We start from the raw sequence: 24,637 nt of genomic DNA, 5'->3' as shown, positions 1-24,637 counted from the left end.
ATTAACCTACAACATAATTACAGCTAGTCCAGTCTAGCTTTGAGCAAAAATTCGCAAATGTGACGGTAAAATTTCAAATACAGCTGGCAGCTTGCCGCCTAGCTCTCCATCAAGGTTCAACAGCACCTGCTTCGGTGAGCTCACTTCCATGCGCTTCGTCTTCAGATAGATGACATGCGAATCATTGAAATGATCCCCGCGCAGCGCCATGGTAACAAGGCGGATGAACTCTGCCAGTTTGCACTTCTTCACGGCGATCACGTCGAGCAGTCCATCATCAATTCTCGCATCCGGAGCCAGCTTCTCGAAGCCGCCTACGGAGTTCGTGTTGGCGATCAGGAACATCATGAATTCACCGTGCATTGGCTCGTAGCCCTCTGCATGGATCGACAGTTCAGTCGGTGAGAGATTCACCATCTTCTCAATGCCCTTCATATAATAGGCCAGCTGCCCGATCAGCGTCTTGAGCCGGCTCGGTACTTCATAGGTCAGCTCGGTTAGCGAGCCCCCTCCGGCAATATTGATGAAATACCGGTCATTGGCCTTGCCGATGTCGATCGGCCGGGTCTGATCCCGAATCACCAGATCACAGTATTCCTCCCACTTTCTCGGGATGCCCATTGCCCGGGCAAAGTCATTCGTGGTTCCCAGCGGGAACACACCAAGCGGGGGAGGATTGTCCTTCCCCGCCATGCCGTTAATCACTTCATTCAGCGTGCCGTCGCCTCCGGCCGCAATGATAATATCATAACCGCGGTAGACAGCTTCTGCCGCTTCCCGAGTCGCATCACCTTCGCCTGTCGTCGCATGACAGGACGTCTCGATGCCGGCCACATCGAGGCGGTGCAGAATGTCAGGCAGAAGACGTCTCATTTCCTCCCGCCCGGAGGTCGGATTATAAATCAACCTTGCTCTTTTCATATTGGGTAACGCCACCTATTCCATCGTCAATGATCCCATTATATGCGAGATTTGCAATTGTATCCAGTCCCGCAAGAGCGGATGAGGCAGCAATGTTTCCCCCGTATAGCGATAAGACAAGCCTTCCAGCCTCGCAGGAATAACTTTTTTGGTGAAATATCCAGGGCTTAAGAAGACCGGAACTACAATCACTTCACAGCCCCGGCCCTGCCACAGCTCTACCTTGGAGCGCAGACTGTCAGGGTTCAGCAAGGCGTAGTCGGCAAAGGAAAAACCGCTGAGCTCCTTCACATGATTCGCAAGAGACGCGATCCCTTGCTGCCACCGCTCACGGAAGCCGTCGTGAATACTGCCATGGCCTACCAACAGCAGCATTTCATTTCTGCCCCCGTCCGACATCGGGCGTGCCTTGTCCCCAATCATCACAGCAATCAGCGAATCATCATCAATAGGCTCTCCGAAATAGACTCTCGCTTTGATCTTAAATGGCACAAGATCCGTCTCCTTGTCCGGGCGGTGCTTCACACCAAGCGCATAAGCAATTTCATCAATATGTGTGCTTCCCGAAGAGACGAACAGCGGAATCACGATCAGATCGGTGACCCCTCTCGCTTCCAGACGATCAATGCCGTCCTGAATGAGCCGGCCTTCTACAGCCTCCAGAAAAGAAGCTTCCACCGGAACACCCGGAGGAAGCTTCAATTCGCTCACGACCTTATCCACCTGCTTGATCCATAAGAGGTCGGCCGAGCCGTGACTAATCACTAGAACACCGGGCTGCATGCTAGTGTCCCAGACGTTCTAACGTCATTTTATATCCATCGTTGCCATAGTTCAGACAGCGCTTAACACGTGAAATCGTAGCCGTACTTGCTCCGGTCTCCGCTTCAATTTGATTATAAGTGCAACCTTTCCCCAGCATGCGGGCAACTTCGAGCCGCTGGCACAGCGACTGAATTTCGTTAACGGTACAGAGATCGTCGAAGAAGATGTAACATTCCTCGAGGTTTTTAAGCGTAAGAATGGCTTCGAATAATTGATCAATGCTCTTGTCATTCAATTTCTTGAGCTGCACCTGTTCATCATCCCCTAATGTTACTGTACCTCCATTGTACATGAGTGAAGGCACTCTTTTCAAGCATTAACGATTTCACGCGCTACAGAAATCAATAGCCCAATTCCGCTTAAGCCTAAGGCGTGTCGGGACATTCGTCTATACCGCCCTTTTGCCCAGCACATACACTACATCAAGAACCTCTCCACGAATGTCTATCCTGCATAGACAAATTTTAAACCTAGGAAGGTGATCCCTAACATGCCCCATTATAAATCTCCTTACCGCAGCCTAGCCTCCCAGGACTTTACGCCGCCCCCCACTCCGTATTACCCCGGTGTAAATCCTTATAGTGGCAGCAGTGTTACCGATACGGCGGAATCCTCTGCGCTGGTGCCGGTTACGCCCCAGACTGAGCTGGTGGATTCTGCAGCAACACCTGCGGCCAAGAGCGGCTTCTCACTGCCGAACCTGGGCGAGCTCAAAGGCATCATTGACCGCATGGGCGGCATTGATGGCATTATGAATACGGTAGGTAAAGTTCAGAAAGTCATGGCCGGAGTTCAGCAGTTCGCCCCTATGGCTAAACTGCTGATGGGCTCCTTGCTTCCAGGGGCCAAGGGAGGGGCAAGCAGCCAGTCTGCCAACTCCTTGGACGAATACCGCCCAAAAAAGCGCCGTTCTAGCAGCAAGCGCGGCTCCAAGCGCTCCAGCAGCTCGAAAAAAGCAACCACGAAGAAAGGGAATAAAGGAAGGCGCCGCTAAACCGGCGCCGTCCTTTACTCCCTTAGTTTTTTACACAGCTTATTCGGAGACTACTTGAACCAGCCCCGCCGGTTGAACCATAGGATCATCCATAGGGCCAGAAGCACCATAAGGCCTAGCACCGCAAAATAACCGTATTCCCAATGCAGCTCAGGCATCCGGTCAAAGTTCATGCCATAAATCCCCGCAATTAACGTCAGCGGCATGAAGACGGTCGTAATGACGGTGAGTGTCTTCATAATGCCGTTCATCCGGTTCGAATTCAGGGAGATATAGGAGTCCCGCAAGTCCGCCGTCATCTCACGATCGGCTTCAATCATATCCGTCAGCTTCAGCAGATGATCATAGATATCCGCAAAATAAGCGCGCGGCTCCTTCTCCCCCTGGATATGCGTGGAATTCAGCACCCGGTACATTAAGTCCCGCATCGGCACAATGGTCCGGCGCAGCTTGAGCAGCCTGCTCCGCAGATCGAATACCTGCTCCAGCAGCTCCTCCACCGATTCCTCACTTCCTCTGCTCTCCAGCTCGTCCAGCTCATCCTCGATCTTATACACCGAAGGGAAATACTGATCGACCAAGTTGTCGATCACCATATAGGCGGCCGCATAGGGGCCGCGCGCCCAAATTTTGCGGTCATGCGCCCGCTCCAGCACCTGCCGCCATGCATCGTCCACCTCTGGCTGCGGATGATGATGGAAGGTGACCAGCAGCCGCTGACCGATGAACAGGTCTACCTCGCTGGTATTCAGTGTATCCGCCTCCAGGGCATGTACAACCAGAAACTGCACTTCATCATAGAAGTCCAGCTTCGGACGCTGTAGAACGTGCAGACAGTCTTCTATGGCCAGCGGGTGGAAGTGGAACACAGACCCCAGCAGGTCTGCCTCCTCGTCCGTCGGTTTTGCAAAATCCGCCCAAATCCAGGAATAACGCGGATCGTCCAGCTGGTCCAGAGGAATATCCGATTCTACCTTATGATCCAGAGTGATCCCAAGCGTTCTTATCATAATATGTATCCTTTCTTTTAGAGCATCTGGACACCTACCGATAAAGGTAAGCTCACCTAATAGGGTATGAAAAACCGCCAACAAAAAAAGCCAACCCGAAAGGGTTCGCTTCTTTCACTTTTTCTATTATCCTAGAACAGGATTTTATAGATCAATCCAGCCAGCACAGCTGAAATTGGAATTGTAATGAACCAAGTAATTACAATGCGCCCTGCCAGCGACCATTTGACAGCAGAAAAGCGCTTTGCCGCACCTACGCCAAGAATGGCCGGTGTGATTGCATGTGTAGTGCTGACAGGCAGATGAAGCAAGGTAGCCGAGAAGATTACAGAGGCCGACGAGATGTCCGCCGCGAACCCGTTAATCGGCTCAATCTTGAAGATCTTCGTGCCCATGGTCTTGATAATCTTCCATCCGCCGACGGAGGTACCGAGTGCCATGGAAGCCGCTGCAGAAACCTTAACCCACAAAGGTACTTCCAGCTGACTCAGTTCACCGGAGGTGACCAGAGCAAAGGTGATAATCCCCATAGCCTTCTGCGCATCATTCGTACCATGCGTAAAGGATTGGAGGGCTGCCGTCAGAATCTGCATCGTCCGAAATCCCTTATTGACCGTATGAGGGCTGCGTTTGGCAAATATCCATTTCAGCAGCGTCATCACAATATATCCTATTATAAATGCAATAATTGGCGAGATTAATAATCCCTCGACAATCTCTCTAAAGCCGGACCATTTGACATGATCTGAGCCCGCTCCAACGTATACAGCCCCAACCAGGGCACCGATCAGAGCATGAGATGAGGAGGAAGGAATTCCGAACCACCAAGTGACAAGGTTCCAGATAATTGCAGCAAGCAGTGTAGCTATAATAACTTCAAGCCCGTTGTCGAGCTTGGTCGGATCGGCAATACTGCCCCCGATCGTCTTCGCCACCCCGGTAAACACAATGGCGCCAAGGAAGTTCATAGAAGCTGCCAACAGAATAGCTCTGCGTGGAGTCAGCGCCCGGGTGGATACCGAAGTTGCAATCGAGTTCGCCGTATCATGAAATCCGTTAATAAAGTCGAACGAGAGTGCCAGGAGAATTACAATCCACAGAATGATCATTTGATCCATTTATATCAGAGCCCCTTAAGAATTACGCATAATGATGGATTCCAGCATACTGGCTACATGCTCGCAAGAATCCGTAGTTGCCTCCAGCCGCTCATAGATCTCTTTCTTCTTGATCAGCTCGATCGGATCCTTCACTTTGGCAAACAGCTCATTGACGGAAATCCGCTGCAGCTCATCCCCTTGGTTCTCCAAGTCGTTCAAGCGAATCGTATGCTCGCGAATAGCCAGCAGCTTCTTAGTGGACAAGAGGTGAATCGCTTTCTGAATTTCATACGCAGAGTTGCGGAGAATTTCAGCAAATTTGACAATATGCTCGTCCGGCTCGCTCAAATGATACATGAAGAAGCGGGCGGTTGTTGCCTCCAGACCGTCCATGACATCATCCAGCGTCGTGGTAAGTTCCATAATATCATCGCGTTCAATCGGTGTGATAAACGTCTTGTTCAGCTCAATAATGATGGTATGTGTGAATTCATCACATTCATTTTCATATTTCTTCATCTCTTTGACAAATTCCGACACATTTTTGAAATCGGCAACCTGCTGTGCGAAATAATCAGCGGCTGCGACAATTGTATCTGCCATGTTCTCGAGCGTCTGGAAAAAGATGTCTTTCTTTTTGGCTCTCACTTATGGATATCCCCTTTTCAAAAAAGTTTGACGAAAAAAATTGAACGATGACAACCCTTGTTATCTTACCAATCTCTGCAATGTATTGTAAAGGCATTGTAAACGCTAACGTCAACTTTTCATGTGGCTATTTCTTAGCATTTCCTCAAGACTCCTTCATTACTCCTCCATTACTCCCTAATTCACCAAAAAATGGGGTGCCCACGCACTACAGGGGATCAAGCAGCTGAACATGGCTTTGGAAATCGGGATCATTCGGCACAATATTGAATATCGTCTTACCCGGATAGAAGGGTACTTCCTGCCCATTCTGTACGAACCGGATTACATCATCCGCCTTGCGAATCCATCTTCCTTCGATCACTCGCCCGCGCTGCAGCAGCAGCGCCTCTCCCCCCAGCGTAAGGTCTACATGAAGACGTCCGATATCGTCCAGTACGGCATGATCTGCACCGAGCACAACAACATTGGTAAAGCTCAGCGTCTGGCTTGTATCCTTATCCTGATGAGGCTTGTCCCCGATGTAACGCTCGTAAAGATGCGTTTCTGCATTATAGCGGTAAGATACCTTATAGCTGTTCAGTAAGAATTTCACCTCTACCCCTTTGGCCACATTACCTTCGGCGGGGTCATCCTCCTTCTTGAAGCTGTAGGACGGTACCGCGTTATCTTCCGCTGCAAAGCCTTGCTTGGCTGTCCCCTCGTGCAGCTGTTCCAGGTTCGTATAGAGATTGTGCGGGGCTTTGCGCGTCTTATCTCTCCAGAAATAAGCCCCCCCCTTACCGATCTCATCCAGCTCTTCCTTATGCTCCTGCTGAATCAGCGCGTAGGCATCCGGACTGCCTCCGGCATGCACCAGCACACCATGATAACTCTCCCCGATATCAATCAGATAAGGCCTGATGCTCCGCACCGGCCCGATCTTCACTCCGCTCGAAGAGCTCTGGAAGATACCGACAAGCCGGGTGATGCCGCCTTCGGCAAGCACCTCATAGACGATATCCGCTTCCCCTAGCCCGGACTGCGGGCGAGCCGCTGGCGCATTATTAATCATAACCGCCATCGGACGGGATGCCACCGCAGACTCGGACGGGAGACCGGTAAGCGGGGAAGTATAAGCGGCCGCTGGAGCTGTCCCTCCTGGCGCTTGGTCATTCACAGTTACCGCAGGCTCTGCGGCTGGAGCAGCCTCTTCCTTCGGCCCGCAGGCGGACAACAGCAGCATGGAAGCCGCCAGCAGCGTGATCAGCATGTTGCGAGATGACAAATACGACAAAATTCGATTCCTCCGTTATATTGGTTTATTCTCCCATTATATCTTCTATCCTTGTCTTAAGGCCACCATATATAGAAAAAGCGCAACGCCTATATCTTAAGGCATTGCGCTAATATTTCGATCTATTTCATGCTGCCACTCGAAGCTTCCAGCAGGTTCAGGTCTTCGCCTCCGAACTGCCAGCAGTCCAAGCTAACTCCTTCAGTTTGGTAGTCTTGATACAGTCTATGCGCCTGCGGGTCCGTATCCGCCGCTCCCATCGCGTAGAAGAGCGGGGATAGATGCGCCGGCCCATAGGAAGGGACGGCATGCCGGGCATTCGGCGCTTTCTTATCATACTGGAGCAGATCGCTGAGCTTCCAGGTATCAAGCCGCTCTGCCATCCAGCTCTCAAACTGCCGGGCTCGGTCTGCCGCCTCGGCGTCACGGGCCAGCCGGGGATTATGAATCAATCCGCCGCTGCCGATTACCAGCACGTCCTGCTCTCTCAGCGGAGCCAGCATTTGGCCAATGGCATACTGCTCCTTGGGAGAACGCTTGGTATCAATGGAGAGCTCCACCACCGGAATGTTGGCCTCTGGATACATCGCCCGCAGCACTACCCAGGAGCCATGATCCAGCCCTCGCTGCCGCACAACCCGGCATTTCAAATTCCCCGCCGTGAACAGCTGCTGAATCTGATCCGTCAGCTCAGACGAGCCTGGCGGCGAATAATCAATCTGGTAAGACGCTTCAGGAAACCCATAATAATCATGGAGCGCCTTATGCACGTCATCTCCCGTTACGGCTTGGTGCGGCTCATCCCAGTGCGCCGAGAAGATGGCAACCGCTTTCGGACAGGAAAGCCGCTGACCCAGCCGCCGCAAAAAGGCGGTGTACGCACTTTCCTCCAGAGCGAGCATAGGTGATCCATGCGCAATAAACAAAGCAGGCATAGTCATAGGAGCCACTCCTTCCGGCAATTTATCATCTTGCTTCTATTGTAATGCTTTGGACGCGCGTTTACCACTTTTGCATGAACCAAAGTAAAGTATAAACAGCCGCCAACCCGTTAGGGTTGACGGCTGCTCTCTCAGTTCAGCAATCTCTCTACAATCCACTAAATCATCCAGTGCTGCCATTCGGTCTGAATGCTCTCCTGCTGATCCAGCCAATCCACGGTCACTTTGAGCAGCTGTCTGCGATGATCTCCTGAAGAATACGTATGGTCCCCCTGGAAGATAATCTCCTTATCACAGCGGCCCTCCGGACGCATCCAGAAGATCTTTTGATACAAAAAGGCATAGTCTACCGGAATCACATCATCCGAGGTGCCATGAATGACAAGCACATTGCCAGAGAATTTCAGCGCCTCTTGGAAAGGCTGATACAGAGCCAAGGACTCGAAGAACACGGGCGTAAACTCATAACCTAAGTAATCGGCATGCCCGTAATGGACCGCATCATCATATACCTGACGCTCCGTGATCTTCACAATGTCATTGAAGGGATACCCAACGGCAGACCAGAGAATCAGATTCTTGACCCGGCGGTCCACCGCGGCCGTATGCAGAGCGACAGCTCCTCCAAGACTATGTCCGATCAAGGTGACCCGGGTGGGATCCACATCGCCGATGCTGAGCCCGTAATCCAGCACGGCCCTCGTCTGGGCAATCATCGACTCCATGCCTTCTCTGCCGTAAACGCCGCTGCTTTCCCCGCAGCCAATATAGTCGAAGCGTACAACCAGGTACCCGCCTTCCGCCAGCTCACGAGCGGTCTTCACGAACAAGCGGTCTACTCCGATCCGGCTGCCTACAAACCCATGACAAATGATGACCAGGGGAACTCTGTCCTTACAGCGCGCTTCCTTCTTGGCCACTGCCGCAGGATAGTGAATGCTTGCCGTCATATTCTCTTCCCCGTGATGGATTACAATGTGTCTCTCCATAAGCGCGTCCCCCTGATTCTATCAAGATACTCAATAATTCCGATTAGTTTAATGGTATTTAGAAGTTTAGCATGTTAAGCCTAAGCTGTCAAACTTCAGCCCTGCCTTGCTTACTTTGCTGTTACAAATGGTTCATACTCCCCTGATCCAGTTGTGCAACAATTGATACCGTCTTGCCGTTAGAAGGGTAATTGTATTCTGTAAGCCAAAATTATCATGCTTCTAGGGAGGCTTTTCCATGAACAAAATTAAGCTTGCCGCTCTATCTGCTGCCGCGCTTGCGCTTGCTGTGCAGCCGCTTCTGCTTCCACAGACCCAAGCAGCGGCTGCCGCATCCGCCACTGCGGTCAGCACAGTCTCAACCAGCGAAGTCTACCGCAGCTTTGAGGCCCTGCTTAAGCAGCCGGGCAAGCTGGCCCAAGCCAAGACTTACCTGGGGCAGCACATCTCCAAAGCCACACGCCGTGAGGCAAGCCTTATGACCCTGCATTTGGAGAATGCTCAGAACAAGGCCCTTGAGACCCTGGAGAACCGACTAGGAGCCCCCTCTGTGCAGGCGGAACTTTCCAAGCTGTATAAGCAAGGCGATTCCCTCAGCACGCTGATCCAACGTACTCAAGATGCGTCCCTGAAGAAGCTCTTAACTCAGGCCAAGCAGCAGGGTTACCGCCTGGAGACTGCGGAGGGCATGTTCTTCCCCATGATTGATTATGCCCAGTACAGCCCATTCAGCGCTTATGTAACTCCCGACATTAAGGCCTATATCGGTATTATGAGCGTAGAATCGACCCGTGTGCCGTTAAAGGATGCCGCCATTGTCATTGGCTATCAGGAAATTGCTGCAAGGGCGCTTTCCCAGGAGAGCTTTATACAGAAGTATCCTCATTCCAACCGGATTACACAGATCAAAGCTCTGTTTGAGCAATATAGAACGTTGACCTTCTATGGAGCCAACAACACGCCTTTGTTCGATTATGAATCAGGGCAGATCACCCCTAACGCCAAAAAAGGCTATCTCGCATTCTTGCAGCGAAATAACCCCAAAGGCAGTCCTTATCTGACGCAACTGGCTAGCTTCATGAAGCTTGTTGCGGATAACCAGGACCAGCGCACCGATGCTGTTAATGACTATTTGAAAAAGAATGTGCCCCTTGACTGACTAGGCAAGGGAAAGGCCCGCTTTCTTCACCGAAAGCGGGCTCTTGCCTTCCTACTCGTAGGAATGTCTGAAGAAGGCATGCGTCTCCTCTTTACCTTCCCATTGTCCGAGAAAGTGCTCATTTTCGAGCAAGTTCACCGGTCTTTCTCCCATAAATTCCTCATCCGCACCGAATTCAATCGCCGTGTCTTCGTCGGCAACCTCCTCCAGGCTGCCCCTGGAGTTGCTGTTCAGCAGCATTTTGCGCGTTAATTCCGATTTGAACTTGCTCATGCATATCCCCCTTTAGACCTGTGTCCCGGAATGACCGGCTTTATGGGGACTAGTTTCGGAGGAAGCGACATTTTTTATACCAAATCAGCCGATATGACATTATTTGTTCACATGATTCTGCATCTTTTGTCGGTAGTCTAGACACGTCCCTGGTCCCTTGCAGCAGCTGGAAGAACTGAGTATACTACTGAAAAAAGGGAGAAAACGGTTATTCTGATAACTATATAGAATGAACTAAAGAAATGAATGTTATAGGGCCGTATTAGACCGTTTAATTAGAAAGATCAATATAAAACTTTAGTTCATTCTATAGAAAGTGAATTCTCTGGAGAGGAGAGACATATGTACATCCACGAAATGATCCGGGAAACGAATCTGCTGCGAGAAAATATGTCCCCCGACAATGAAGCCTTTTTCAGCGAAATCGCGCTGTATATTCGCTCAAGCAGCCTAACGGAAGCCAAAGGTGAGGAGGTTCTGCTGGAGACGGCACGCCAAATGATGAAGCTGCAAGACAAAGGACGGCCAGTTCAGGAAGTCTTCGGCACAGACCCGGCTGCTTACGGGGAACAGCTTGTTGCAGATCTGTCGATTCGCAAGCCGCGTACACTGAAGGATAAAATCTCTTATTATATTATGATCCCGTGGGTAGCCCTTACGTGGGTTTTCTTTATTTATATGCTGACCGGCTTCTTCAGCAAATGGTTCGGCGGGGAACTGGAGTATACAAGAATTGGAACCTCCACGTTGCTCCTGATCGCCCTGGGTGCCATTGTACTTGTTGAACTGCTGACCCGCTTTCTTAAGCCGGAGGCGAAGCAGGAAGCGCAGGACTCTCAAGGAAGGGAGAAGCTGTCGCCCAGAACACTGGGGATCTACCTTGGCATCGCGCTTGGCATTATCGCCCTGTTCCTCCTGCTGGGCGCGCTGCTTCCGGCGTTCACGGTATCGCCTTGGGATAGCCTCGTCATCTTCATTGTGGGCCTAATCGGCCAGCGGCTGCTCTTTTTCCATAAATCGAAGATCTCATAATTTAAGCATAAAAGCCCTCCGCTAATCATGGATAGCGAAGGGCTTTCCCCATTTACTCAAATCCTCGGAGCTAGGACTCCACACGGCGCTTAAGTAGCCGAACGATGATAAAGAACATTAGGCAAGCTATGATGAACTCGAACGCTAGCGTACTATAGAAGCCTTGAAGACCCTTCATATTCAAATCTATGACCTGTGTGTTTGATTTCTCATTAGTTCTAATTATCTCATCCGCCCATCCCAGCGGCTCAAGCTGAAGAACATGCTCCAAGAAGCTCATCACATAGGCTATTCCAAAGTAGGCGATGAGGCCAATCCAAGCGCGGGCCTTAACGCGGAAGCTGCGGCTGATCGTAATCGCAAGGAAGATGGTGATGATCTGGGTCATAAATACCCATAAGATGAGGACCCCGGCCCATATCAGCGAGTATGCGTGAACCTGGACTAACTCCACATATCTCTGGTGATCGATAAATTGTCGCGTCAGCATCAGATGGAGGATAATGATAATGCCCAAAATAATAGAGCAGATTAGGGCCAGCAAAATGGGAGACAGCACATGGAAGCTGGTTCGTACGGGCAGCAAATGCCGGCTGTAGGAGACGATATTCTGAGCATAGGTTTTGCATGCCATGACCACAATCAGAACGGCTGCCGCAGAATAAGCCATAATACTCATTACAATCCTGAATTCTGGATTGGTTGCAAATACCTCCAGCATAAGCTGAACTATGATGAGCACAGCCCCCGAGCCGAGCAGAGCGGTTGCATTTCTTTTCCAATCATATTTAAGCAGCCTAATCATTCGCCAAACACCTCTTTAAACATCTCATCCACGCTCTTCCCGTATTTCATCCGCAATGTCTCCACTTCTTCCCGCAGTACAATATCTCCATCCTTGATAAAGATGACTTCATCAAAGATTCGCTCAATGTCTGAGACAAGATGCGTGGAAATAATCAGACTGCTGTCCTCATCATAGAACTGAACAATGGCGTCCAGAATTTTGCCACGTGCCACCGGATCCACGCCCCCAATGGGTTCGTCCAGCAGGTACAGCTTGGACTGACGGGAGAGCGCCAGCGTCAGTTGAAGCCGTTCATTCATTCCCTTCGAGAGGCTGGTGATCCTCTCCTCCGGATTCAGCTTCATGAAGGAAAGCATCTCTTCGGACTTCTCCGTACTGAAGTCTGGATAGAAGTCCTGGTAATAACGGATCGCATCCTTAACCCGCATCCAAGACTCGGTCACTGGTGTATCCGGCATGAAGGATACCTGCGCCTTCGAAGCGGGACCAACCGACTGGCCTGCAGCTATCACCGTGCCGGAGGAGGGCTGGATCAGACCGGCGGCAATCTTCATCAGCGTGCTCTTGCCGCTCCCGTTCGTGCCCAGCAGTCCGACAATTCGACCTGGCTCAATACTGAGCGATACTCCGCTTAGAGCCCGTTTAGGACCGTAGTATTTGATAATGTCTGACATTTGCAGTACGTGTTCCACGTTACGTTCTCCCCTATTCCTGAGTACTGGTCTTAACCGCTTCTTGGACTATGGCTACGATATCTTCCTCCGCAAACCCCAGTTCGCGCATCCCTTGAATGAATCGTCCCAATAAATCGCCCGCCATTTCCTTCTTAATTGCCATAATCTTCGATTCCTCGCTTGTCACATATCTACCCAGCCCCCGTCTTGTCTCCACAATTTCCTCCCTCTCCAGCTCCTGGAACGTGCGCTGGATCGTATTCGGATTAATTTGCATCTCTGCCGCAAGCTCACGGACTGAGGGTATTTTATCGCCAGCCTTTAATGCACCGGTCACAATTTGTCGCTTCAAATAATTCATGATTTGCAGATAGATCGGCAGATTATTGTCAAATTCAATGCTTACCACAAGTCTTGCCCCTTTCCGCCGCCCTCTCCATCAACCTGATTGAGGTTAGGCAATATCCCGTCTCTTAAACGTAACAAAGCTGACCAGAAGAAACAAGACAAAGTAAATGCTCAGCACTATGGCCGAGAAGAGAGGCGTCATTCCCTCAACTGGTGACTTGCCTCCTTGATACATCGTAAAGTCGGTATTCACGAACACCAGGTACTTGATGAATTCATACTTTCCGAGAAGCATACCGGCAAGACTCTCAAGCATCACGGCAAACAATCCGATCCCGATTGTTGCCCCTGCGGACTTGGTCAATACACCGAACATGAACGTCAGGGTCGAGTAAATCACTAAATATATAGCCGTATATCCTATAGATGCAAAAACATCTGTCCAGCTTGACTCTCCTGCCCCATTACTGAATATCAGCAAGCCCAGACCGGAAGCCAAAACGCAAGTGAACACCATCACGCTCAGCAGATAGATGAGCATCGTTACATACTTTGAAGCCAAAATTTTTGTACGGCTCTGAGCTCTGATTAGCAGGAACTTGACCGTCCCCATACTGTGCTCTCTCGCCATAATCCCTGCAGTACCGATAATAACGATATAGAGCATGATTTGGCCCAGGCCGTTCTTAACCATGATGCCGTCAGCAAATTCGGCAGCCGTCATCGGCTCGCTACTAAAAGCGGACAATATATAAGCAAATCCCGCCACAAAAGCGGCCATGATCAAATAAGCCACGATAAACGTCCGTTTCTTACTCAGCTTCAACCATTCATTAAGCACCAGATTTCCAAAACTACGCAATGCGGTTTCCTCCCGTCCATTTCAGGAATTCTTCTTCCAGAGATTGTTTGACCTCTTGAATGCGATAGAGCTTAATCTGCTTGGCTGCCAGCGCATCAACAACCTGCGGAATGGCCTCATCGCGAAGTGACAGCGCCAGTTCGGAGCGCTCCTCATTGACCGCCGTCACGGCAACGCCATCCAGCAGATCGATGACTTGGCGGGCCTGCTGCAGCGGATTCACCCGAATGATCACCTGCAGCTGCTCTTGAACCTGGTTCTCTTCACCAAGAGAGCGTACGGTCACCAGCTTGCCGTTCTGAATGACAACAACGCGGCTGCACATCAGTTCAATCTCAGACAACAAATGGCTTGAGACAAGGATCGAGATGCCTTCCTTATGGGCAATCTCCTTCAGGTAATCGCGCATCTCCCGAATTCCGGCAGGGTCCAGACCGTTCGTCGGTTCATCGAGAATCAAGATGGTTGGCCTATGGAGCAGTGCCTGGGCAATTCCAAGCCGCTGGCGCATCCCGAGCGAATATGCCTTCACCCGCTTGTTAAGGGCATCCTCAAGTCCAACGAGCCGGGTCACCTCGGCAATCCGTTCATCGGTCACCCCTTCAGACATTCGCTTGTACTGCTTCAGATTGTCCAGGCCGGTCATATAAGGGTAGAATTCAGGATTCTCAATAATTCCTCCCACATGACGTATCGCCTTCGTAAAGTCCTGCTTAATGCTATGTCCTCCAATCATTACATCGCCTTCACTCATACCGATCAGGCCAACAATCATCCGGATGGTGGTTGTCTTGCCCGCCCCGTTCGGTCCCAGCAGGCCTACGACTTCGCCCGGATGCATCTCGAATGAAAGGTGGTCCACAATATGTTTACCGCCAATAGTCTTCGTTACGCCGTCTAACTTCAGCACGGCATCTTGTTTGTGCTGCACATTTGCCGATGTATTCATAAATACGCCCCTTCGTATTAGTGTTATAGTTACATAGTACACTAGTATTCGAATACTGTAAAGCCTCTTTCTGAAAATTTTGTAGCGTACTATTCCAAGCCTCTTTTAAGAGTGCCCCTCCCTCTTCCTGTTTGCACAAAAAGAGGCCTTCCCCACCTTTCGGGGAAGACCCTTAACTTGCTAACACTATATAACAAATCAGATCAACAAATTAAACAAATTCAAATCACGGTTCAGTTCAGTATAAGTTAGCCCTTTCTCATTCATCCGTGCAATGAGGGGCTCATAATCACTCTTGGAACGCAGCTCAATCCCCACCAGTGCAGGACCGTTCTCTTTGTTGTGCTTCTTCGTGTACTCGAACCGGGCGATATCATCGTCTGGTCCAAGCACTTCTTCAAGAAATTCACGCAAGGCGCCAGCCCGCTGCGGGAAGTTGATCATAAAGTAATGCTTCAGCCCCTCGTAAATGAGAGAGCGCTCCTTCATTTCCTGCATCCGGTCAATATCATTATTGCCGCCACTAATCACACAGACCACCGTCTTGCCGCGGATTTGGTCACGATACATATCCAGGGCAGCTACAGGCAGTGAGCCTGCCGGCTCCACCACGATTGCATTCTCATTATAGAGCTCAAGAATTGTGGTACAGGCCTTGCCTTCAGGCACTTTAACCACATCGTCCAGCACTTTCTTGGAAATCTCAAAAGTCAGATCGCCAACCCGCTTGACCGCTGCGCCGTCTACGAATTTGTCGATCGTCTCCAGGGTGACCACCTGCTCTTGCTTCAGCGCCTCACTCATCGATGCCGCGCCGAGCGGCTCCACGCCAACTACCTTCGTGCTTGGGCTCACCATCTTTACATAAGTGCCCACGCCTGCGGCCAAGCCGCCACCGCCGATAGTAACAAATACGAAATCGGCAGGAACGTCCAAATTCTCCATAATCTCCATCCCGATGGTACCGTTCCCCGCCACAATCATCGGATCGTCGAACGGATGGATAAAGGTCATACCCTGCTCGCGGCAAGCCTTCATGGACTCTTCATAAGCGTCATCATAGGTGTCGCCGATGAGAATTACTTCAACATGGGAACCTCCGAAGCGCTTCACCTGACTGACCTTCTGATTCGGTGTCGTGCTCGGCATGAAGATTTTACCTTGTATGCCAAGCGCATTGCAGGAGAAAGCCACACCCTGAGCGTGATTTCCAGCACTGGCACAGACGATGCCCTTGCCCAGCTCTTCGGGCGATAAACTGCGAATCGTGTTGTATGCACCGCGAATCTTGAAGGAGCGAACAACCTGCAGATCTTCCCGCTTTAAATATACGTTGCAGTTATACTTGGCCGACAATACCGCATCCCGCTGCAGCGGGGTGCGTACAATCACCTCGCGCAGCACATGATGTGCGCGCACGATATCTTCCATTCCTACGAAGGGGGTCACCGCCGTCTTCGCTTGTTCAGTTGGTTTCATCTTGTCTCCACTCTCCGCTTGGCTTATATATCAACAGCTCCGAGGCTGCATTTACCCGTCTATTGTATCACTTTGACTTCAAAATAGAGAATATTTTTGAGTGTACATTGTCCACTCCACGAGGACATCACCCTAATTCTCGAACTTCGAAGGATGGAAGCTTCCTCTCAATGGAAGCTCTCTCTTCCTCCAGCTCGTCCGGCAGCATAAGGCTCTGTCCCAGAACTCCCCCGGGCTCATCAAGCTCAAAACCTGGAGGATCAGTCGCGACCTCGAATAAGATGCCGCCTGGCTCTCTGAAATACATCGCCCTAAAATATTGCCTGTCCACCACAGGCGTAGGCTCCAGCCCGCAGGAGATAAGCTGGTCCCGGAAGCACAATTGCTCTTCCCGGCTCTTAACCCGCCAAGCCAAATGGTGAACAATGCCTGCCCCCTTCTCTCCGCAAGGAATGGGCTGCACATTCAGATCGATCCAGTTGCCTAGCTGGCCTGCTGCTCTAAATCGGATCAAGCCCTCTTCCTCCGCATACGGCTCCATCCCGAGCAGCTCCTGCAGCACAGCCGCAGTCTGCTCCGGCGCCGCACTGAACAGCATCGCTCCCCCGAAGCCCTTGATTGCGTGCTCCAGAGGAATACCACTGAAGCTCCACCGGCTCATCGGACCTTCCTTACGTTCCACCAGATCAATCAGCAATCCTGCATGATCCGCAAAGCGAATGAAGTCCTCGCCATATCTCTTTGTCTCCATATAGTGGACGCCGAACTGCTTGAGCCGCTGCCTCCAGAAGAGCAGGCTTCCCGGAGGCACAGCATAGACAATAATGCCTACCTGTCCACCGCCAAGACTGCCCTGTCTAGCATTAGGCTGTGGAAAAAAGGTCATAATCGTCCCCGGGCTCCCGACCTGGTTGCCAAAATACAAGTGATAAATCTGTGGTGCATCATAATTCACCGTCCGCTTCACCAGACGCAAGCCTAGCAGCCCGGCGTAAAAGTCCACCGTGGACTGGACATCATTCACGTAAGCGGTAATATGATGAATTCCTTCCGTTCTTAACAAGGTTCCGCCTCCCAGCTCTTTTTCCTTATCCTGTCTATTATACCGGACTCAGCGGCAGGAAAGCATCCCCGCTGCCTGAAGTGTCTGCCATCAACCTCAACGGAAATCAAAATTGAAAAATGAGGCTTGCAAAAAATCGGGTTATCATTAAAATAAAGTTAACGTTAAAATTATTTTAATGATAAATAAAATTATATGAGGTGATCTTAAGTGGAACCTGCATTAACTTCCCCCTCTGTTCAATCGGAACGTTTATACCGCAATCGCAACTATATGCTGCTGCTCTGTGCCAAAATCATCTCCCGCTTTGGCGACTCGATCGATTCCATTGCCTACAGCTGGATGGTTTATATGCTGACCGGCTCCAAGCTGCTTATGGGGACGCTGTTCGCTGTAAACAGCATTCCTTCTATTGTCCTAAGCCTGTTCTCAGGCGTCTTCGTGGACCGCTGGCCGAAGAAGATCATCGTCATTGTGGCCGATTATGGCAGGGGGAGCATCGTATGCCTAACTGCTCTGCTGTTCTCGCTTGGCCTTCTCGAACCCTGGCATCTGTTTGTATTCACGATCTTGAATTCTTCCTTTGAGGCCTTCGCGGCCCCTGCCGAAATTTCCTGGATTCCCCGGATTCTGCCAAAATCCAGAATTTTACAAGGAAACTCTCTCTCAAGCTCCGCTTCCCAAACCGCAGAGCTGATGGGTCTGGCTGCTGCTGGAGCCATCATCGCCTTCTGTGGCATCAGCGGGGCGCTGTGGCTGGATGCAGCGACCTTTATCGTTTCGGGCCTGCTGACCCTCTTCGTCGCCCCAGGGTCTGCCAAGGAAGAAGAACCCTCAGCAGATAGTCAAGGTTCGGTTCGTGCTAAGGGCAAGTTCCAGCAATATCTTCACGAGCTGAAGGAGGGCTTCTCCTATGTCAAAACAAACCGTCTCATCTTCACCACGATTCTGCTTGCCGCATTGGTTAATTTCTGTCTGGCTCCGCTGAACGTGCTTAACACCGTCTATGTCAAAGAGCTTCTTCATGGCGGCCCCGCCCTGGTGAGTTCACTCAGCATGGGATTAACCCTTGGCATGATCTTGACCGGCCTTGGGCTGGCAAAGTGGGGAGACCGCTGCCGGAAGAGCACGCTGATCCTGTCGGGAATCCTGCTGCTTGGCCTGGGTCTCGCCTTGCTGAGCCTCCCTCCATGGGCACCGGATAAATACACCGTCATAGCCGCCATCTCTCTGATGTTCCTGATCGGCGTCTCCGTAAGTCTGGCCAGCAGTCCGCTGCGTTCCTATGTTATGGAGGTCACGCCCGGACATATGCTGGGACGCGTAGCCGCCCTGATTAACATGCTGTGCCTTAGTGCCATGCCGCTTGGCGGCGCCTTGACCGGAGCGGTGGCGGACGCGATACCGATCCCAATCCTGTATGGGGCCATGGGGTCCATCATTGCAGCAGCTGCGCTCCTACTGACTCGTTTCCGTTCTTTTCGCAAGGTATAGAGTTACATCCAGAGATTCATTTAAGAAAAAGAATCATAACAATTCCTGTTCTTGCTTTGTCTTAAAGGAAAGCGTCCCTTATAATGAAGAGCATAGATGTTTATCGACTCCATAGGGGTGACGTAATGACGGACGTACTGAATTTCAAGACACCGGAAGAGATCAAGATATACTCCGATCCGTACCGGCTTAAGATTTTTAACAATTTTCATCTCATCGGCCGCCCGGCCACGGTGAAGGAAGTGGCGGATACGATGGGCGAGGTTCCGGCTAAGGTTTATTATCATGTCAAGAAGCTGGAGAGCATTGGGCTGCTTAAGGTGGTAGAGACCCGAGAAATCAAGGGCATTATCGCAAAGTACTATCAACCCTTTCACGGAGAAATACAGATTGTGAACAAAGAGCTGGAGCCAGCTGTGAAGAAGCTGTATACCTCAGCCACCCAAGGGCTTATCAGCGAAATGTTCGAGATGAATAAGCAGCACTTCCTGAGCAATATCGGCGGAGACAATCCGGCTGCTGGACAGCTAATGAACAAGAAGCTTCGCATGTCTCCTGAAGAGGCTCAGGAATTCTTCAAAGAAGTTCAAGGCCTGGCGGAGAAATATGAGAATCGGAATGCAGAACCCGGCTTGAAATCTTATGAGCTGTTTGTTTCTATGATGATGGGTTGTTCGCCCAAGAGTACAGATCATGAATAATGAAGATGCCGAACCTGCGCGGCATTTCTCGCATCCTGCTTAGGCGTTAACCCACAAATATCCCCTTGGTGCCAGTACATAAGCCATGAACAATTCATAGGCTGAACTCCTGTTCATCAAGGGGATTTTGTTATACCTAGGACCACCGAAAAGTGTCTAATCCGCTCTAATCACAATAAGAGGTCTTCTCCCGCTTCGTTCTAAGCAGGAGAAGACCTCTTGGTGATTCAAGGTGATAGCAGCTATTTAAGTGCTTTGGCTGCGATATCTGTTCGCATATGCTTGCCTTCAAATTCGATTTGCCGTGCCGCCGCATAAGCCTTCTCTCTGGCTTCAGCAATGCTATCGCCCAAACCTACGACGCCCAGCACCCGGCCTCCGCTCGTCTGCCACTCGCCCTCTTCATTCCTGGCCGTTCCGGCATGGAACACAAGGGCTTCTTCGCCAGTCTGATCCAGACCCGTGATCGGCAATCCCTTCGGGTAGCTCGACGGGTAGCCTGGGGACGCCAGCACCACGCAAACGGCAGACTGTTTGCTCCATTCCAGCTCGATTTGATCCAACGTGCCGTTCACCGCAGCGAGAAAGACCTCCAGAAGGTCGCTCTTCAGACGCGGCAGCACCACTTGTGTCTCCGGATCTCCAAAACGCGCGTTGAACTCGATCGCCTTCGACTTGCCATCTGGCGTAATCATCAGCCCGGCGAACAGCACGCCGCGGAACGGGCGGTCTTCAGCAACCATGGCTTTGGCCGTTGGCTTGACAATCGTCTCGACCGCTTCCTGGATAATTGCATCGTCAATGTGAGGCAGCGGCGAATAAGTCCCCATTCCGCCCGTATTCGGCCCCTGGTCTCCATCGAAGACCTGCTTGTGGTCCTGGGCCGCCGGCATGGCACATACGGTTTCGCCATCCACGAAGGCCAGAATTGACATCTCCTGCCCCTCCATAAATTCCTCGATGACCACCTGGGCTCCTGAGCTGCCGAATACCTTGCTGACCATAATATCCTGCAGTGCCTGCTCCGCTTGCTCCCGGGTAAAAGCCACCGTTACTCCTTTACCAGCAGCTAAGCCATCGGCCTTAATGACAATCGGTACAGGCTGGCTCTGCAAATACTTAAGCGCCTCTTCATAATTATCAAACTTCTCATAAGCAGCTGTGGGAATGGAGTACTTTTTCAAGAGATCCTTCATAAAAGTCTTGCTTCCCTCGATATGGGCCGCATTCTTCCTTGGACCAAACACCGGAATGCTCTTTGCTTCAAAGGCATCCACAATCCCATCTGCCAACGGGTCATCCGGACCTACAACGACAAGGCCTACCCGCTTCTCTTCGGCAAACGCTGTAAGCCGTTCAAATTCGCCCACCTGAATAGGTACCAGCTCTGCCAGCTGACCGATGCCTGCATTCCCCGGTGCACAGTAGATATGGTTGACGCGAGGGCTTTTGGCAAGTGCCCAGCAGATGGCATGCTCTCGGCCGCCGCCCCCGATGACTAGAATATCCATGCTTCTCCCCCTTGCTAGTGCGGCAAAGGCCCGCTCTGAGGCGGGCCCCTGCCAAAAGATTATTATGAAAATACAAGCTTAAGCTTAGTGTTTGAAGTGACGAACACCGGTGAAGACCATCGCAATCCCATACTCATTAGCAACCCGGATCGATTCTTCGTCCTTAATAGAGCCTCCCGGCTGAATAACAGCGGTGATGCCTGCTTTTGCCGCAAGCTCCAGCGTGTCGCCCATAGGGAAGAAGGCATCGGAGGCCAGCACGCTGCCCTTCGCCTTCTCGCCCGCCTGTTCGATGGCGATCTTCGCTGCGCCTACCCGGTTCATCTGGCCAGCGCCCACGCCCACCGTCATGCTGTCCTTAGCCAGCAGAATCGCATTAGACTTCACATGCTTAACTACTTTCCAACCGAACAGCAGCTGCTTCAGTTCTTCCTCGGTCGGCTTACGGTCAGTGACAACCTGAAGATTCGCAGGGTCCAGTGAATGCACATCGCTCTCTTGAACCACCATGCCGCCGTCAATCGTGGTTACCACATACTGCGCTTCGCGCGCTCCTCCGGCCCTAAGATCACCAATCTTCAGCAAGCGGATATTCTTCTTCTTGGTCAAGAGATCAAGCGCTTCCTGCGTAAAGCCCGGCGCCAAAATAATCTCCAGGAAAATCTCCTTAAGCAGCATAGCCGTATCTTCATCTATAATTCGGTTCGCGGCTACAATTCCACCAAAGATGGAGGTTGGATCAGCGGCATATGCTTTCTGATAGGCTTCCAGTACGCTTGCACCGATGCCTACACCGCAAGGATTCATATGCTTCACGGCAACGACCGCAGGCTCCTCGAACTCCTTCACGATCTGCAGTGCTGCATTCGCATCGTTAATATTGTTGTAGGACAGTTCCTTGCCATGTAGCTGCTTAGCCGTGGTCAGCGTATCTGCTGCAGCCAGCGGCTTGCGGTAGAAAGCCGCCTTCTGATGCGGGTTCTCCCCATAGCGAAGATCCTGGATTTTCTCATAAGTGACTGTAAAGCGCTCCGGCAGCGGATCGCCGGTGACGTTCGACAAATAATCAGAGATCAGAGCGTCATAAGAGGCCGTGTGACGGAACACTTTGGCTGCAAGCCGTTTGCGGGTATTCAGGGAGGTGTCGCCCTCTGAGCGAATTTCGTCAAGGACCGTCTGATAGTCCGCTGCATCGACGACAACACTGACAAAAGCATGGTTCTTCGCCGCAGAACGCAGCATCGTCGGTCCGCCGATGTCGATATTCTCAATTGCATCCTCATAAGATACATCCGGCTTGGCAATCGTCTCCTGGAACGGGTACAGGTTTACGACAACTAAGTCGATGTAATCCAGTCCCAGCTCCTTCATCTGCGCTTGGTGCTCAGCGCTGTCACGAATCGCAAGCAGCCCACTGTGCACCGCCGGATGCAGCGTCTTCACGCGGCCATCCAGAATTTCCGGGAACCCGGTTACATCAGAAATGCCAATGACCGGAACCCCTTCCTTCGACAGCAGGTTCTTCGTTCCCCCCGTCGAAATAATTTCCACACCCAATTTAGACAGCTCGCGGCAAAAATCCACGATGCCTGTTTTATCTGATACGCTGACCAACGCTCTTTTGATTGTCACTATAACTCCTCCTAAAAGTTTTACGAAGAATAGACTCTCTTGTGAAGCCTCGCTCTACGCCCCGCCTCTCCGGACTTCCGACAGATCACTACATCGACAGCAAACGCTGATCCCGCCGCATGCGACAATATATTTCTCGGGAAATATCGAATGAGCACGCGTCTGCTGTAGGTCGGGACAATAATTTGCGCTAATACGCTATTTCCAGCTGTTCCCGCTTACTATCGATACATTTCGGTCATTCAAAGTAATCCGGCCATCGGCAAACCACGACACCACACGCGGATACAGCTCCATCTCGGCCGCATGAATCCGTGCTTCGAGCGCCTCCCGGCTCTCGTCTTCTCGAATCTCCACGGCCTGCTGCGCGATGACGGCTCCGGTGTCCATTCCCCCGTCCACAAAATGGACGGTGATCCCGGTCACCTTCACGCCGTACTCGAGCGCTTGGCCGATTGCATCGCGGCCCGGGAACGCCGGCAGCAGGGACGGATGAATATTGATCATCCGTCCTGCATACGGCTCCACAAGCACAGTCGTCAACAGCCGCATATATCCGGCTAGGACGATCAGCTGCACGCCGCGTTCAGCAAGCTTCGCGGCAATCTCCCGCTCGTATTCCTCGCGGCTGCCATAGTCCTTGGGCCGGAACAGAAAGGTGTCGATTCCGGCAGCTTCGGCCCGCTTCACCACAGGCGCCTCCGGCTTGTCGCAGACAAGCAGCGACACCTCGGCAGCCCCGAGAAGCCCCTCTCTGGCTGCATCCACCAGCGCCTGGAAGTTGCTGCCCTGACCGGATGCGAACACCGCAATCCGCAGCACAGACATCAGACCTCAGCTCCTGTAAATGTCACTTCACATGAGCCTGGCGTTACTTTTCCGATAACATAAGGCGTCTCACCGCTTGCGCGCAGCGAGGTTAGAGCAGCCTCTGCTTGGCCTTCTGATACGATGATCACCAGCCCGATCCCCATATTAAAGGTAGTGAACATGTCACGATTAGACACGGAGCCCTTCTCCTGCAGCAGCTGGAAGATCGGCAGAATCGGCCAGGAGCCGTATTCAATATCGACATTAACCCCTTCTGGAAGCACGCGTGGAATGTTCTCAATGAATCCACCGCCGGTAATATGGGCCATTCCCTTCACTTCGACCTTCTCCAGCAGGGAGAGCACCGGCTTCACATACAGCTTGGTTGGCTCTAGTAGCACATCACCCAGCCGGGCATTCCCGAGTTCGGGAAGAGCATCCTTCAGATCATAACCAGCCTGCTCCAGCAGCAGCTTCCGAACCAAGGAGAATCCATTGCTGTGCACACCGCTTGAAGCAAGACCGATCACCGTATCTCCTGCAGTAATGGAAGCTCCATTAATGATCTTGCTCTTATCCACCACACCTACAGTAAACCCGGCGATGTCATACTCACCTTCCGCATACATCCCTGGCATTTCAGCCGTTTCCCCGCCGATCAGAGCACAGCCGGACTCGGCACACCCTTCGGCAATCCCGGATACAATCGCTTCAATCTTCGTCGGAATTACCTTGTCACAAGCCAGATAATCTAGAAAAAACAACGGCTCAGCGCCTTGAACGACAATATCATTCACGCACATGGCCACGGCATCAATTCCGATCGTATCGTGCTTATCCATAGCGAACGCCAGCTTCAGCTTTGTGCCGACTCCATCGGTTCCCGAGACGAGGACCGGCTCCTCATATTTATCTTTGTTCAAGCCGAACAACGCGCCGAAACCGCCCAGGTCAGTCATGACTTCCGGACGGAACGTCCGTTTTACATGCTTCTTCATCCGTTCAACCGCTTCATTCCCCGCTGCGATATCTACACCGGCCTTCTTGTATGCTTCGGACACGTAAGGACACTCTCCCTTTTATACATCTATTGTTTATTCCATATCTCATTTAAGTGGATGAAAAGTTAATAGCCTTA

26 protein-coding genes are annotated in these 24,637 nt (G+C 51.5%); 5 read left to right on the top strand and 21 right to left on the bottom strand.

Features of this window, described 5'->3' with window-relative positions; genetic code table 11:
- Positions 1–33: 33 nt before the first annotated feature.
- The 3 genes from DCC85_RS03700 to DCC85_RS03690 are packed head-to-tail and all read right to left on the bottom strand — an operon-like array spanning position 34 to position 1,996.
- The gene (locus DCC85_RS03700; RefSeq protein WP_108464357.1) at positions 34–921 is read right to left on the bottom strand and encodes a diacylglycerol kinase; all 888 of its coding nucleotides are present in this window, start codon (positions 919–921) and stop codon (positions 34–36) included.
- A 15-nt stretch (positions 922–936) separates the two neighbouring features.
- Positions 937–1,704: a sirohydrochlorin chelatase gene (locus tag DCC85_RS03695; RefSeq protein ID WP_108464356.1), complete on the bottom strand. Its 768-nt coding sequence runs from the start codon at positions 1,702–1,704 to the stop codon at positions 937–939.
- A 1-nt stretch (position 1,705) separates the two neighbouring features.
- The gene (locus DCC85_RS03690; RefSeq protein WP_108467709.1) at positions 1,706–1,996 is read right to left on the bottom strand and encodes a YerC/YecD family TrpR-related protein; all 291 of its coding nucleotides are present in this window, start codon (positions 1,994–1,996) and stop codon (positions 1,706–1,708) included.
- A gap of 240 nt (positions 1,997–2,236) precedes the next feature.
- Between DCC85_RS03690 and DCC85_RS03685 the strand changes: the two genes are divergently transcribed.
- A complete protein-coding gene (locus DCC85_RS03685; protein WP_108464355.1) occupies positions 2,237–2,740 on the top strand; it encodes a hypothetical protein in 504 nt (167 codons plus the stop codon).
- Between the two features lie 50 nt (positions 2,741–2,790).
- Here the strand turns inward: DCC85_RS03685 and corA are convergent, their stop codons facing one another.
- The 6 genes from corA to DCC85_RS03655 form a co-directional block, all read right to left on the bottom strand.
- On the bottom strand, positions 2,791–3,750 hold the full coding sequence (corA, locus tag DCC85_RS03680) for a magnesium/cobalt transporter CorA (protein ID WP_108464354.1): 960 nt from the start codon (positions 3,748–3,750) through the stop codon (positions 2,791–2,793).
- 131 nt (positions 3,751–3,881) lie between these two features.
- On the bottom strand, positions 3,882–4,868 hold the full coding sequence (locus tag DCC85_RS03675) for an inorganic phosphate transporter (protein ID WP_108464353.1): 987 nt from the start codon (positions 4,866–4,868) through the stop codon (positions 3,882–3,884).
- 15 nt (positions 4,869–4,883) lie between these two features.
- Positions 4,884–5,498 carry a DUF47 domain-containing protein gene (locus DCC85_RS03670; RefSeq protein ID WP_108464352.1) on the bottom strand — a complete coding sequence of 205 codons (615 nt, stop codon included), beginning with the start codon at positions 5,496–5,498 and terminating at the stop codon, positions 4,884–4,886.
- A gap of 208 nt (positions 5,499–5,706) precedes the next feature.
- On the bottom strand, positions 5,707–6,774 hold the full coding sequence (locus DCC85_RS03665; protein WP_234414329.1) for a DUF3048 domain-containing protein: 1,068 nt from the start codon (positions 6,772–6,774) through the stop codon (positions 5,707–5,709).
- A gap of 122 nt (positions 6,775–6,896) precedes the next feature.
- Positions 6,897–7,715 carry a DODA-type extradiol aromatic ring-opening family dioxygenase gene (locus DCC85_RS03660; protein WP_108464350.1) on the bottom strand — a complete coding sequence of 273 codons (819 nt, stop codon included), beginning with the start codon at positions 7,713–7,715 and terminating at the stop codon, positions 6,897–6,899.
- A gap of 158 nt (positions 7,716–7,873) precedes the next feature.
- Positions 7,874–8,704, bottom strand: a complete 831-nt coding sequence (locus tag DCC85_RS03655; protein ID WP_108464349.1) for an alpha/beta hydrolase — start codon at positions 8,702–8,704, stop codon at positions 7,874–7,876.
- Between the two features lie 238 nt (positions 8,705–8,942).
- Here DCC85_RS03655 and DCC85_RS03650 point away from each other — a divergent pair, with 238 nt between their 5' ends.
- On the top strand, positions 8,943–9,863 hold the full coding sequence (locus DCC85_RS03650; RefSeq protein ID WP_108464348.1) for a hypothetical protein: 921 nt from the start codon (positions 8,943–8,945) through the stop codon (positions 9,861–9,863).
- 51 nt (positions 9,864–9,914) lie between these two features.
- Here DCC85_RS03650 and DCC85_RS03645 read toward each other — a convergent pair whose 3' ends face one another.
- Positions 9,915–10,136: a hypothetical protein gene (locus DCC85_RS03645; RefSeq protein WP_108464347.1), complete on the bottom strand. Its 222-nt coding sequence runs from the start codon at positions 10,134–10,136 to the stop codon at positions 9,915–9,917.
- A gap of 342 nt (positions 10,137–10,478) precedes the next feature.
- Here DCC85_RS03645 and DCC85_RS03640 point away from each other — a divergent pair, with 342 nt between their 5' ends.
- Complete coding sequence (locus DCC85_RS03640; RefSeq protein ID WP_108464346.1) at positions 10,479–11,168, top strand: DUF1129 family protein; 690 nt, start codon at positions 10,479–10,481, stop codon at positions 11,166–11,168.
- Between the two features lie 70 nt (positions 11,169–11,238).
- Here DCC85_RS03640 and DCC85_RS03635 read toward each other — a convergent pair whose 3' ends face one another.
- The 7 genes from DCC85_RS03635 to DCC85_RS03605 form a co-directional block, all read right to left on the bottom strand.
- The gene (locus tag DCC85_RS03635) at positions 11,239–11,973 is read right to left on the bottom strand and encodes a hypothetical protein (protein ID WP_108464345.1); all 735 of its coding nucleotides are present in this window, start codon (positions 11,971–11,973) and stop codon (positions 11,239–11,241) included.
- Entirely contained in the window at positions 11,970–12,668 is a 699-nt protein-coding gene (locus DCC85_RS03630; protein ID WP_199909970.1) for an ABC transporter ATP-binding protein, read from the bottom strand. Before DCC85_RS03630 ends, DCC85_RS03635 begins: the two co-directional genes overlap by 4 nt.
- A 13-nt stretch (positions 12,669–12,681) precedes the next feature.
- The gene (locus tag DCC85_RS03625; protein WP_108467707.1) at positions 12,682–13,011 is read right to left on the bottom strand and encodes a GntR family transcriptional regulator; all 330 of its coding nucleotides are present in this window, start codon (positions 13,009–13,011) and stop codon (positions 12,682–12,684) included.
- A 93-nt stretch (positions 13,012–13,104) separates the two neighbouring features.
- Positions 13,105–13,860: an ABC transporter permease gene (locus DCC85_RS03620; RefSeq protein ID WP_108464344.1), complete on the bottom strand. Its 756-nt coding sequence runs from the start codon at positions 13,858–13,860 to the stop codon at positions 13,105–13,107.
- Positions 13,853–14,809 (bottom strand): ABC transporter ATP-binding protein, encoded by a 957-nt coding sequence (locus DCC85_RS03615; protein ID WP_108464343.1) that lies wholly within the window; start codon positions 14,807–14,809, stop codon positions 13,853–13,855. Before DCC85_RS03615 ends, DCC85_RS03620 begins: the two co-directional genes overlap by 8 nt.
- 198 nt (positions 14,810–15,007) lie before the next feature.
- Entirely contained in the window at positions 15,008–16,288 is a 1,281-nt protein-coding gene (gene ilvA, locus DCC85_RS03610; protein WP_108464342.1) for a threonine ammonia-lyase IlvA, read from the bottom strand.
- 127 nt (positions 16,289–16,415) lie between these two features.
- The gene (locus DCC85_RS03605) at positions 16,416–17,351 is read right to left on the bottom strand and encodes a VOC family protein (protein ID WP_108464341.1); all 936 of its coding nucleotides are present in this window, start codon (positions 17,349–17,351) and stop codon (positions 16,416–16,418) included.
- A 210-nt stretch (positions 17,352–17,561) separates the two neighbouring features.
- On the opposite strand from DCC85_RS03605, the gene DCC85_RS03600 reads away from it, so the two are divergent.
- Both DCC85_RS03600 and DCC85_RS03595 read left to right on the top strand, forming a co-directional pair.
- On the top strand, positions 17,562–18,845 hold the full coding sequence (locus DCC85_RS03600; RefSeq protein ID WP_108464340.1) for an MFS transporter: 1,284 nt from the start codon (positions 17,562–17,564) through the stop codon (positions 18,843–18,845).
- A 125-nt stretch (positions 18,846–18,970) separates the two neighbouring features.
- Positions 18,971–19,546: an ArsR/SmtB family transcription factor gene (locus tag DCC85_RS03595; protein ID WP_108464339.1), complete on the top strand. Its 576-nt coding sequence runs from the start codon at positions 18,971–18,973 to the stop codon at positions 19,544–19,546.
- Positions 19,547–19,788: 242 nt separating this feature from the next.
- Here the strand turns inward: DCC85_RS03595 and purD are convergent, their stop codons facing one another.
- The 4 genes from purD to purM form a co-directional block, all read right to left on the bottom strand.
- Complete coding sequence (purD, locus tag DCC85_RS03590; protein ID WP_108464338.1) at positions 19,789–21,057, bottom strand: phosphoribosylamine--glycine ligase; 1,269 nt, start codon at positions 21,055–21,057, stop codon at positions 19,789–19,791.
- Between the two features lie 84 nt (positions 21,058–21,141).
- Positions 21,142–22,689, bottom strand: a complete 1,548-nt coding sequence (purH, locus tag DCC85_RS03585; protein WP_108464337.1) for a bifunctional phosphoribosylaminoimidazolecarboxamide formyltransferase/IMP cyclohydrolase — start codon at positions 22,687–22,689, stop codon at positions 21,142–21,144.
- A 198-nt stretch (positions 22,690–22,887) separates the two neighbouring features.
- Complete coding sequence (gene purN / locus DCC85_RS03580; RefSeq protein WP_108464336.1) at positions 22,888–23,517, bottom strand: phosphoribosylglycinamide formyltransferase; 630 nt, start codon at positions 23,515–23,517, stop codon at positions 22,888–22,890.
- Positions 23,517–24,560, bottom strand: a complete 1,044-nt coding sequence (gene purM, locus DCC85_RS03575) for a phosphoribosylformylglycinamidine cyclo-ligase (RefSeq protein WP_108464335.1) — start codon at positions 24,558–24,560, stop codon at positions 23,517–23,519. Before purM ends, purN begins: the two co-directional genes overlap by 1 nt.
- Positions 24,561–24,637 lie beyond the last annotated feature (77 nt).

This window comes from Paenibacillus sp. CAA11 (assembly GCF_003060825.1).
Lineage (GTDB): Bacteria > Bacillota > Bacilli > Paenibacillales > Paenibacillaceae > Fontibacillus.
Note: the sequence above shows the minus strand (reverse complement) of the source record. Positions and strands in the feature narration are given on the sequence as shown.

Coding starts and splice junctions, on each gene's coding strand:
- DCC85_RS03700 (WP_108464357.1), bottom strand. CDS start 921: ATGAAAAGAGCAAGGTTGATTTATAATCCGACCTCCGGGCGGGAGGAA.
- DCC85_RS03695 (WP_108464356.1), bottom strand. CDS start 1,704: ATGCAGCCCGGTGTTCTAGTGATTAGTCACGGCTCGGCCGACCTCTTA.
- DCC85_RS03685 (WP_108464355.1), top strand. CDS start 2,237: ATGCCCCATTATAAATCTCCTTACCGCAGCCTAGCCTCCCAGGACTTT.
- corA (WP_108464354.1), bottom strand. CDS start 3,750: ATGATAAGAACGCTTGGGATCACTCTGGATCATAAGGTAGAATCGGAT.
- DCC85_RS03675 (WP_108464353.1), bottom strand. CDS start 4,868: ATGGATCAAATGATCATTCTGTGGATTGTAATTCTCCTGGCACTCTCG.
- DCC85_RS03660 (WP_108464350.1), bottom strand. CDS start 7,715: ATGACTATGCCTGCTTTGTTTATTGCGCATGGATCACCTATGCTCGCT.
- DCC85_RS03655 (WP_108464349.1), bottom strand. CDS start 8,704: ATGGAGAGACACATTGTAATCCATCACGGGGAAGAGAATATGACGGCA.
- DCC85_RS03650 (WP_108464348.1), top strand. CDS start 8,943: ATGAACAAAATTAAGCTTGCCGCTCTATCTGCTGCCGCGCTTGCGCTT.
- DCC85_RS03645 (WP_108464347.1), bottom strand. CDS start 10,136: ATGAGCAAGTTCAAATCGGAATTAACGCGCAAAATGCTGCTGAACAGC.
- DCC85_RS03640 (WP_108464346.1), top strand. CDS start 10,479: ATGTACATCCACGAAATGATCCGGGAAACGAATCTGCTGCGAGAAAAT.
- DCC85_RS03635 (WP_108464345.1), bottom strand. CDS start 11,973: ATGATTAGGCTGCTTAAATATGATTGGAAAAGAAATGCAACCGCTCTG.
- DCC85_RS03625 (WP_108467707.1), bottom strand. CDS start 13,011: ATGAATTATTTGAAGCGACAAATTGTGACCGGTGCATTAAAGGCTGGC.
- DCC85_RS03615 (WP_108464343.1), bottom strand. CDS start 14,809: ATGAATACATCGGCAAATGTGCAGCACAAACAAGATGCCGTGCTGAAG.
- ilvA (WP_108464342.1), bottom strand. CDS start 16,288: ATGAAACCAACTGAACAAGCGAAGACGGCGGTGACCCCCTTCGTAGGA.
- DCC85_RS03595 (WP_108464339.1), top strand. CDS start 18,971: ATGACGGACGTACTGAATTTCAAGACACCGGAAGAGATCAAGATATAC.
- purD (WP_108464338.1), bottom strand. CDS start 21,057: ATGGATATTCTAGTCATCGGGGGCGGCGGCCGAGAGCATGCCATCTGC.
- purN (WP_108464336.1), bottom strand. CDS start 23,517: ATGTCTGTGCTGCGGATTGCGGTGTTCGCATCCGGTCAGGGCAGCAAC.